At 63.7% G+C, this 8493-nt stretch carries 9 protein-coding genes; 5 read left to right on the top strand and 4 right to left on the bottom strand.

The genetic code is table 11. From position 1 onward, the window contains the following. Nucleotides 1-728: 728 nt before the first annotated feature. The 3 genes from ACLP2E_RS09455 to ACLP2E_RS09445 all read left to right on the top strand — a co-directional run bounded on the left by ACLP2E_RS09455 (nucleotide 729) and on the right by ACLP2E_RS09445 (nucleotide 1833). Nucleotides 729-863 (top strand): hypothetical protein, encoded by a 135-nt coding sequence (locus ACLP2E_RS09455; protein WP_442465763.1) that lies wholly within the window; start codon nucleotides 729-731, stop codon nucleotides 861-863. Nucleotides 864-1082: 219 nt separating this feature from the next. Then, nucleotides 1083-1547 (top strand): hypothetical protein, encoded by a 465-nt coding sequence (locus ACLP2E_RS09450; RefSeq protein WP_442465762.1) that lies wholly within the window; start codon nucleotides 1083-1085, stop codon nucleotides 1545-1547. 82 nt (nucleotides 1548-1629) lie between these two features. Further along, the gene (locus ACLP2E_RS09445) at nucleotides 1630-1833 is read left to right on the top strand and encodes a hypothetical protein (protein WP_442465761.1); all 204 of its coding nucleotides are present in this window, start codon (nucleotides 1630-1632) and stop codon (nucleotides 1831-1833) included. A gap of 569 nt (nucleotides 1834-2402) precedes the next feature. Here the strand turns inward: ACLP2E_RS09445 and ACLP2E_RS09440 are convergent. Next, complete coding sequence (locus ACLP2E_RS09440; protein ID WP_442465760.1) at nucleotides 2403-2567, bottom strand: hypothetical protein; 165 nt, start codon at nucleotides 2565-2567, stop codon at nucleotides 2403-2405. 1228 nt (nucleotides 2568-3795) lie between these two features. On the opposite strand from ACLP2E_RS09440, the gene ACLP2E_RS09435 reads away from it, so the two are divergent. Together ACLP2E_RS09435 and ACLP2E_RS09430 are read left to right on the top strand one after the other, a co-directional pair. Next, nucleotides 3796-4896: an alpha/beta hydrolase gene (locus ACLP2E_RS09435; protein WP_442465759.1), complete on the top strand. Its 1101-nt coding sequence runs from the start codon at nucleotides 3796-3798 to the stop codon at nucleotides 4894-4896. Between the two features lie 136 nt (nucleotides 4897-5032). After that, nucleotides 5033-5797 carry a bestrophin-like domain gene (locus ACLP2E_RS09430; protein ID WP_442465758.1) on the top strand — a complete coding sequence of 255 codons (765 nt, stop codon included), beginning with the start codon at nucleotides 5033-5035 and terminating at the stop codon, nucleotides 5795-5797. A 465-nt stretch (nucleotides 5798-6262) separates the two neighbouring features. Here the strand turns inward: ACLP2E_RS09430 and ACLP2E_RS09425 are convergent, their stop codons facing one another. The 3 genes from ACLP2E_RS09425 to ACLP2E_RS09415 all read right to left on the bottom strand — a co-directional run bounded on the left by ACLP2E_RS09425 (nucleotide 6263) and on the right by ACLP2E_RS09415 (nucleotide 8261). Continuing rightward, on the bottom strand, nucleotides 6263-7603 hold the full coding sequence (locus ACLP2E_RS09425; protein ID WP_442465757.1) for an alpha/beta hydrolase family protein: 1341 nt from the start codon (nucleotides 7601-7603) through the stop codon (nucleotides 6263-6265). A 46-nt stretch (nucleotides 7604-7649) separates the two neighbouring features. Then, on the bottom strand, nucleotides 7650-7814 hold the full coding sequence (locus tag ACLP2E_RS09420) for a hypothetical protein (protein ID WP_442465756.1): 165 nt from the start codon (nucleotides 7812-7814) through the stop codon (nucleotides 7650-7652). Between the two features lie 72 nt (nucleotides 7815-7886). Then, nucleotides 7887-8261: a hypothetical protein gene (locus tag ACLP2E_RS09415; RefSeq protein WP_442465755.1), complete on the bottom strand. Its 375-nt coding sequence runs from the start codon at nucleotides 8259-8261 to the stop codon at nucleotides 7887-7889. Nucleotides 8262-8493: the final 232 nt, after the last annotated feature.

Raw genomic sequence — 8493 nt, 5'->3', positions numbered from 1 at the left:
GAACGAGTTTTGGTTGTCCTGCAACTTGCGCCCTCTGTCGGGGCGCTGTTCCATGGAAACCGTCGAGGTCGAGTGAGCGCGCGCGACGAACATACGAAATAAATCGGACGAGCAGCTTGGACTGCGTTCGGCGGCGCTCATGAAGGCGTCATCGCCCGCCGCCACCCGAACGCCCCTCCGGCCGCCGAGGCAATGATCAGGATCAACACCGCAATCAAGGAAAGCACGCTTGCCCGGCCCCAAGCCGACCTTGCCGAATCGACTTCGGGGGGTGACGGCGGCAGGAGTCCCACGATCACCGATGGCACCCCCTCCGTCTGGAATTTTCGCGACTTCAGGCGCGCCAGCGTCTGTAGGGCGGGGTCGGTGACCCAGCCGCGGCGCAGTCGCCGGCCGCGCCCTACAACGCGCGTACTGTCCGCTTTTGTCAGGGAATGTGGTCAGCGCCGAACCCCAGGTGTGGAGGACGGCGGTGAGGCCGATGCGCGCGCCCAGATGCTTCCGGTCGGCTTCGTCGCGAAACAGAGCATTCGATTGTGGATCGATCCCATGAATCAAACCGCCGCCGCTGCCCTAACGCACTGCGCTAAGTGTTTGGCGACGCCCTGCGACTGTAGCGAAACCGGGGCCAGCGGCCCCGGTTTTTTTCTCGGCTTGCCGCCCTTCGGGAGCGCGCCCCTCGCCCTAGTCGCCTCCATGATCTCGCCAAGCCGCCGCTCGGCCCGCTCATGTCTGCGGCGCAAGCCAACGGCTGGATCAATTCGACCGCCGCGCTCCCGACCGCCAACTTCGCGACGATGGCCGTGACACCGGTCGGCTCCTATTACCGACCGGCGCTCAGCGATCCGCTTTTCGATATTTGATCTGAGTCATCGCGACGTCCGGCGAAGTGTGCTCGAGGTCGCGAAGTTCATCATAGAGAAGGGCACGAGGCCCGCTCGGCAGACCTGAAAGGACGCCCAAATGAAAACCTTCGACACAGTGTCCGACTCTCAGCGCGCAGGCTACCGGCCAAACAATCAGCGACGCGCAGAATATCGTGGGTTCACCGTTTTCCCGGGCGCGATCGGCGGCCATGCCGCATGAGGGCCGACGAATTCAGGAATTCCGCCATCGCGCTTCTCCGCAGCGCGGTCGGCTGGGAGGCCGCCATCGCGCGCCGATTGCGCGTTCAGCCGCGCACGGTGCGCCGATGGCAGGCGGCCGGCTTCATCCCGGATTGGGTCGAGACGAAGCTCGGCGATCTGATCGGCAAGACAGACCCGGACGCCGTTCCCCGTGACGAGTGGATCGTCGGCGACGCGCCGAGCAGGCGGGAGTACGTCTATCATGCGAGGCCGCCGCGCTTCCTCGCCCGCATCGTCATGGTCGACGACAACGGCCTGCCGATCGCGAGCGAAGAGCCCGCCGACGTCGTGTCGGGCGTCGTCTATGCGAACGACGATTACGTTCTCGCCGAGGCCGTCTGGATCGACGAAGTCGAGCCGGGTGAAGTCGTCAAATGGTTGGAGGCGGCGGCCGACGCGATCGACGAAATGTCGGACTAGGAAGCGTCTTGTGCGGTCGTGCTAACACCCATTGTTCCCCTTACTATGCAGTTTGCGCCACCTGTGGAAAGGGGGGCCGGAAATGCTGTCCTGGTTGCGCCGCCGCCGCGAGAGTATTGAACGTAGTGATGCCGAGGCCGACGCGCTCATTCACAACCTGGGCGCAGCGGCATATTCCGCCGCGCGGCGGCGCGAACATGAGTCCAGTTCCGACGTAATGGCGAAACATTGGCGCCGTGTCGCGCTGGCGATCGCAAACAAGACCGGCAGGCGCGTCGTTCTGTAGCGCACCCCGGTTGCGGAGGCCGGCACTTTGTCCGCGACCACGGCAGCGAAGCCTACTGTGAGGCTCGCCTAAGCCAGCGTGACGTGATCCTGCCGAACGGGACAACCCATGCCGGTCGGACCCCGGGGCACTGGCGGCGCGTCGCGCTCATCGTGGCGCGGATGATGGGGAAGCGAGTCGGCGGCGACCCGGCGACCCGGATGCTTGAGCGCGGCGGCGAATGAAGATCGGCCGTCGGGGCAACTCGATGGCCTTTTCGTTCTTGTTCCGTTCGCCAGCCGCGGCTATCCTCCGTCGAATGACCGACCCCGGCGAACGCCTGACGCCCGCGTCACCCGACGACCTCGCCGACGCCCTGGCGTTCGCGCTCCGGTTCCAAGGCCGCAAACGCAACCACGGCGCAGACGGATCATGGCGGAGATCGTCGCCAAGCGACTTGTTGAGCATTTGGAGCGCGCCGGCTTCGTCATCATGAAGAGGCCACCAGAGATTGGCGCTGCGGCGCTCGGGAGCGGATTCGAGCGGAAATGAGTTAAGCGCGCTGGACTCCTCACGCCCTCGGCGAGGCCCTATATGACCGGCCATGTTGTGGCATACAAGCGGGAGGCGGCGCAGCAATGACCTTCGCTCCCCACGCCATCTTCTGCGAAGACCGCCACCGTCTCACGCCCGCCGATGACTTCGAGCGCCGTCCGCATGAGACTGTGCTGCTCGCCGAGTGTCGCTGCGGGCATGTCGTGTCTCGCGTGTTTCCGACTTTGCTTTCCCGCGCAAGCTCCCGTCCTCCCGCGCGGGATGGCGCATCGCGCGCAAATCGGCCGAGCCGCTTGCGAAGGAGCCGTTGCCGGACCCGATCGCAGAACACGACCGCCTCGTCCAAGAGACTCCCGCTGATGGCCGGGCCGTCGGCGAATGACCGGTATTTGCGCGGAGCAGACGCCCGGAGTCGACGTAGAGCGGCTATTGCTGGTCGCAAACCGCGAACGGCGCAAGTGGGCAGGGAAGCAGTCCTTGCCTCTCGGCGTGTGAGCGCGCGGAGGGGACGTGCCGCTATCCGGCATGGCCTCCTTACGGTGCGGCCCTCTCGATTAAAATGGAAATTATGATGCCGGCTCTGGTCGCAGAACATGTTTAATCTGTTGATAAAAATGACACTCCGGTGCTATTAAAGGGTAGAGCTTTGCTATAAAACGATGAAACAACAAAAACCTGAGGGAGTGCTCAAATGAAATACGCCATTGTTGCTATGGTACTGGCCTTTTCGATTACTGAAGCGAATGCCGTTGTTTACTGCGCGGCGGGCGTTTACCATGCGGGCTGCGTTCGGCGTCCGCCCGCGAGTGCGGTTATGGTGGCCCCGAGGGGCGCTGCCGTTGTGGGTCCGCATTGCCGGATCGTGGAAGGAAGGCGCATCTGCCGCTAAAGCAGCGAAGTCGCCTTGCCCTTGGCAATGCGTCCGGCGCGGTTCATTGGCTAGGGCAGCTTGCCGATGCAGGTCGGCGGCCACGGCGTGATCGTGTTCTTCGGCATGGCGAAGCCAGTCAAGACGCGGCGGATCGGGCCCGCACACCAACCCTGAGGGCATATGGCATCTCTCAAATTCGGGGCCTAAACGGCGGCAAACATCTGCGACTGGCGCATTCCGTCTCGCCCGGGTCGACGTTTGGGATCGCCAGGGCGAACGTTGCAAATGGGACAGTTATCTCTCGTCGAGCGCATGAGCCCATCCCCGTGGCGCAAAAAGCACAGTGCAACCGGAAAATGCGCTAGAGTCCTGATTTCATTTTCAATCGACAAGGCCAAACCCTAGAGAGGGCGGTGACGGCTGGGGCTTTCTCAAGACCAGCGACGTGCGCGGGAGTTCATGTGGGTTGCGTCGCTGCCCGGACAATTGTTTTTCGTCCGGGGCTATCGAGATCGTTCGGGCGATCCTTTTCCATTCTGGCGATAGGGCTGGTCGTCATGTCGTTGGCCGCCTGCGCCTCCCGGCCTGAGAGCGGCTATCTGAGTCCGGTGGCCGTGATGGCCCCTGGCGCCGTCGACCACACCTTGCTCGTTGCAACGACGCGCGAGCGCGATTCGCGTCCGGGCACGCTTTTCAATGGCGAAAGAGCCGGCACCGTCGACTACGCCGAGATTACGGTCTCGGTGCCGCCGACTCACAGGGAAAGCGAGATCGAATGGGCGAGTACGCCGCCCGGCGATCCCAACGCCGTTTTCGTCGTACGCAGCGAAGACTATCTCGACGGCGACAAGGCGTTCGTCCAAGCGCTGAACGCCGAACTCGCCAAACGCTCGCCGGGAAAGCGCAAGATTCTCCTATTCATCCACGGCTTCAATACGATGTTCGCCGAGGGGCTCTATCGCCTGACCCAGATAGCCCACGACGCGAAATCCCCGGCGGTCCCGGTGCTGTTCACTTGGGCGTCGCGGGGAAAACCGACGGCCTACGTCTACGACACCAACAGCGCCACCGCGGCGCGCGACGAACTTGAGCATACGCTCCGCCTCCTGCTCGCCAGCAACGCCGAAGAGGTCAACGTGCTCGCCCATTCCATGGGCAACTGGGTCACCGTCGAGGCGTTCCGGCAGATCAAGATCTCGGGCAACCTCGATCAAGTGAGCAAGCTCGGCTATGTGTTCCTGGCGGCGCCCGATATCGACATCGACGTGTTCAAGTCGCAGATGCGGCGCTTCGGCAAGCCGCAGAAGCCGTTCTATATCGTTCTTTCTAAGGACGACAAAGCGCTGTGGCTCTCCAGGACCATCGGCGGCGGCGTTACCCGAGTCGGCGATAACCCCGACACGGCGGAGCTGGCGGCGTTGGGCGCGACCGTGATCGACTTGACCGACGTGAAGGCCAACGATTCCACGAACCACGACAAATTCGATCAGCTCGCCGCCGTCGCGCCGGAACTGCGCAGCGTTCTCGCACAAGGGATCGCCGCAAATCCCCGCGCCGCCGACCTGGGCGGAGGAGTTCCGCAAGGCGCCCTCGGCGCGGTCGTGTCGCTGCCGATTACGCTGATCGGCGCGCCGATCAGGATCATTGCCAATCAGTAGTTCCATGATTGCGCCGAACAACAGCAACAAAGCTAATAAACTGCAAGGCAAAACGATTAAGCCCGCGCGCGAATTCTTCTTCTGCTCCCTGCGCGCAGCTCGCGTGGCACGCTACAAGACTGTGAGGGTCTGAGCTATGACGATTCTGGTTATCTTCGTCGTCATCTTCATATTAATCCTCGCGAGCGGCTATACCGGGCTGCACATGCAAAAGCGGCTGGCGGACGAGCACAAAACGGATCAGTCGCGCGGCGTCGTCGGGCAAGTGGCGGGGCTGGTCAGCCTTCTCCTGGCGCTGGTTCTGGGAACGCTGATCGGCGTCAGTTTTGCCTATTTTTCGACCCAGAAGACCGAATTGGAGGGCTTTTCCGCCCAGATTCTCCGGCTCGATCAGGCGCTGGCGCAATACGGGCCCGAGACCAAGCCGGCGCGAGACAAGCTCAAGGCGGGAATTGTCAAAGGCTATGAGACATTCTGGGGAAGCGGAGAGACCGACCCCAATTTGCTCTCCGCAGCGGTCCCGCTGGCCAGCGCGCAGGCGATGGGCGACTTTCTCGCGACGCTCCAGCCGAAAACGGAGGCGCAGAAGCAGGCTTTGGCGACGGCGAACCAGTACAACAGCATGGTCGAGCAATCGCGACTGCTGATGTCTCTGCAAGTCGCGAGTCCGCCGGTATCGTGGGTGCTCATTGCGATTCTGTTGTTTTGGACGCTCGCGCTGTTTTTTGGCATCGGCCTGTTCGCCGAGAGCAACTCGCTGGTGCTGTCGGCGCTGGCGTTCGGGGCGCTGTCAATCGCCTTCGCGATCTTCCTCATCCTCGAACTTGGCCTGCCTTACACCGGCTTGATGCGGGTGTCGCCCGCCGCGCTTGAGCAGGCGATCGGAATCGTCGACAAGTAGGCGCAAGGAGTCGAACCCTGCAAGTCTCACAAAATCGATTTCCTCGACTGCGCAGCGCGCCTCGAAAGGCGATCCTGCGCGTCCGTGAAGCGCGGATTTCTTGGTCTTTTCATCGACGCATCTTCGGCGCCCAGTTGATCAGGAATGCGCACTATTGGCGCCTCCCTTCCCTACTGGGACCGAGCGGGAAGGCGCGCTTATGCTCGCATTTGACACGTTCCTTGAACCATCAGCGAGCGCCCGCTATTTGCGCACTCCCGCCGTCCACCCGCTCCCATCGCCTCTCCTGCGAGGGAAGAACGAAGGATGTCCTAGGGTACCAGTGCTATTAATAACTTCAATAGGTTAGCGGTGAGTGGCGGTGGAAGCCCTAAACTCGACGCCTCTTAGGGCGCCCTATCGCTCGTGACCTCTGTCTGGGCGACGATCGCGCGTAGGTGCGATCATCATTGTGCTTCGCCATAGCTAGGCGACCTCAGCAAGCATCTCGTCGAGCCAGTCGAGGACGCGCTGGTTGAACCAGGCGCGCGCGCCGGATTCGCAATGTTCCCCGGCTCCTTCCGACGCTTTGAAGGCCAAAAAGATCTTGTCGCAGGTCAGCCGATCGTAGAGGTCGCGCGCGGTCCCGCCGATCTCGTCGTTTTCGGCCGAGCAGATGACGGTCGGACAGCGAATCGCCTCCGGCCGCTCCGACACATAGTCGGCGGTCAGTCTCAGATAGTCGATCGGCGTCTTGAGCCCATGCACGAGCAGGCCGCGCCTCAGCGCCCAGCCCTGCGAGACATGGCGAAGGCGGCGGGAGAGGTCGAATTCGAGAATGCGCGAAACGAGCCCATCGCGATCCATCAGCCGGCGCGCGGCGAAAGGCGGCAGGCGGCGCTTCATCTCCTCGAACAGGGAGAGTTGGCCGGGATCGGCGATCAGCGCGGCGAGGCGCGGCTCGAAGCTCGCCGCGCGGGGCGCGAGATAGCCGCCGAAGCTGATCCCCATCAGTGCGACGCGCCTCCGGTCGACCTCAGGGCGCGTGAACAGATGGTCGACGACCGGGCCGATCACCTTCTCCCAGTCGGGTCGGAACACGAGCCCGTCCTCGAAGATCGCCGCGCCCTGCCCGGGCCCATCGAACACAAGCGCATTGTAGCCGCGCGCAAGCGCCGCCGCGCCGCTGAGCAGGAACGCCTCTTCGGCCGTGCTGTCATAGCCGCCGTTGACGATCAGGGTCTTGCGCGCGGCGCCATCGGCGGCCGCCTTGAAGAAATAGCCGTGCAAAAACTTGCCTTCGTAAGGAATGCGGATCGCCTCGCCAGCAGGGGACATCAGCTTTGCGGCTCGGGTAAAGGCCTCGCGGTGGCGGCGGTAGGCGTCGAGCGCCCGCGCCTCGATTGGCGCCTGGAACAGAAAGGTCCAGGCCGCGCGCCAGTAGTTGGAGGCGCGGAGATAGGCGCCGTGGGCGCTCGCAGAATGGCCAGCGCGCTCGCTGCGTTCGGCCGCCTCGAACAGCCGCGAGGCGAAGCCCGACCACGCCGCGAACCAGCGCTCCGGGTCGGCTCCGCCGATCTGACGGGCGACCTCCAGGCATTCGGCGATCTCTGCGCCGCAGTAGCTCGCGTGTCCCGCCGCCCTCAGCCATTGCGCCTCGAACAGCTCGTCCTTGAAAATTGGCATGGCCTTGCCCAGCGGGTCGATGTCGTCCACCGGCCGCTCGCGGTTCTGTCTGCCGGCTTCGCCACGGTCGCTGAGACCGGCGTCCATCGCCATGTGCGTCGCGGTGTCCAGTCGGTCAGGCTTGCCGGGAACTATACCCAAGATCGCATCGCTGATCGATCGCAGCCACGCCAGCCTCGGAGTCATCTCAGGCGCCCTCAAATCCGCGCCCAAGTGCCGCGGCCCCAATCTCCGGCGGCCGCTTCATTACCACGAAGCCGGCGCGATCGAGATACTCAACAAGCCTTTTAACGACGATCTCGGCCATGATCTCGTCGGCGTTGTGGACGCGCTTGCGGCCCTGTAAGCGCAAGGCGAACGCGAGCGCGTCCGCGAGGTCGGAATTGTCGGCGGGAGCGCAGCGTAGCGCGATGCAAGGCCATCGCTACGTTGAGGCTGTTGCCTTCGCCGGCGCATCAAGCGCTTCGCTTTTGAGCGGCGGCAGGCCGCGCTTCGCCCGCTGGGCATCCCGAGTCCTTGACGTGTACGCGCGGAGGTGGGGAACGCCACCGTAGCCATGGTCGAACAGGAACGCCCGGCTCTCGGCCAGCATGTCGTCCGTCGCGTCGAGCCATTGCAAGCGGGCCTTGTGTGCCGTCTCCAGCGGGACGGTCGGGTGAATTGGGGGCGCATAGCCTTGTGACGTCCACCACGCGCGGGCCGCCTCGTCGTTTGGGTTGCGGAACAGGGCTTCGAGCGCAGCCAGATAATCGTTCACGGTCTGCTCCATCAGGTCCGTTTCAACCCGCTGCCGCGCCATCCGCTGCGCCTCGGCGACCTGAGCCGCGACGGTGCTTTGTACATCATGAGCTTATCGGATGCTTGCGCCCCGGTACCGTCATCCGATGACAGAATCCAGACGACCCGCACCAGGCGCAATGGCGATACGACGGTGGACACCAGCCGGATCGGGGATGGGGGCGAAGCCTTTGATGTCGTCGGCGTTGTGGACCCGCTTGCAGCCTTGGAAGCGCAGCGCGAAGGCGAGCGCG

It is taken from the genome of Rhodoblastus sp. (assembly GCF_052145335.1).
In the GTDB taxonomy this organism is placed as follows: domain Bacteria; phylum Pseudomonadota; class Alphaproteobacteria; order Rhizobiales; family Beijerinckiaceae; genus Rhodoblastus.
This window is presented reverse-complemented; position numbering and strand designations above follow the sequence as displayed.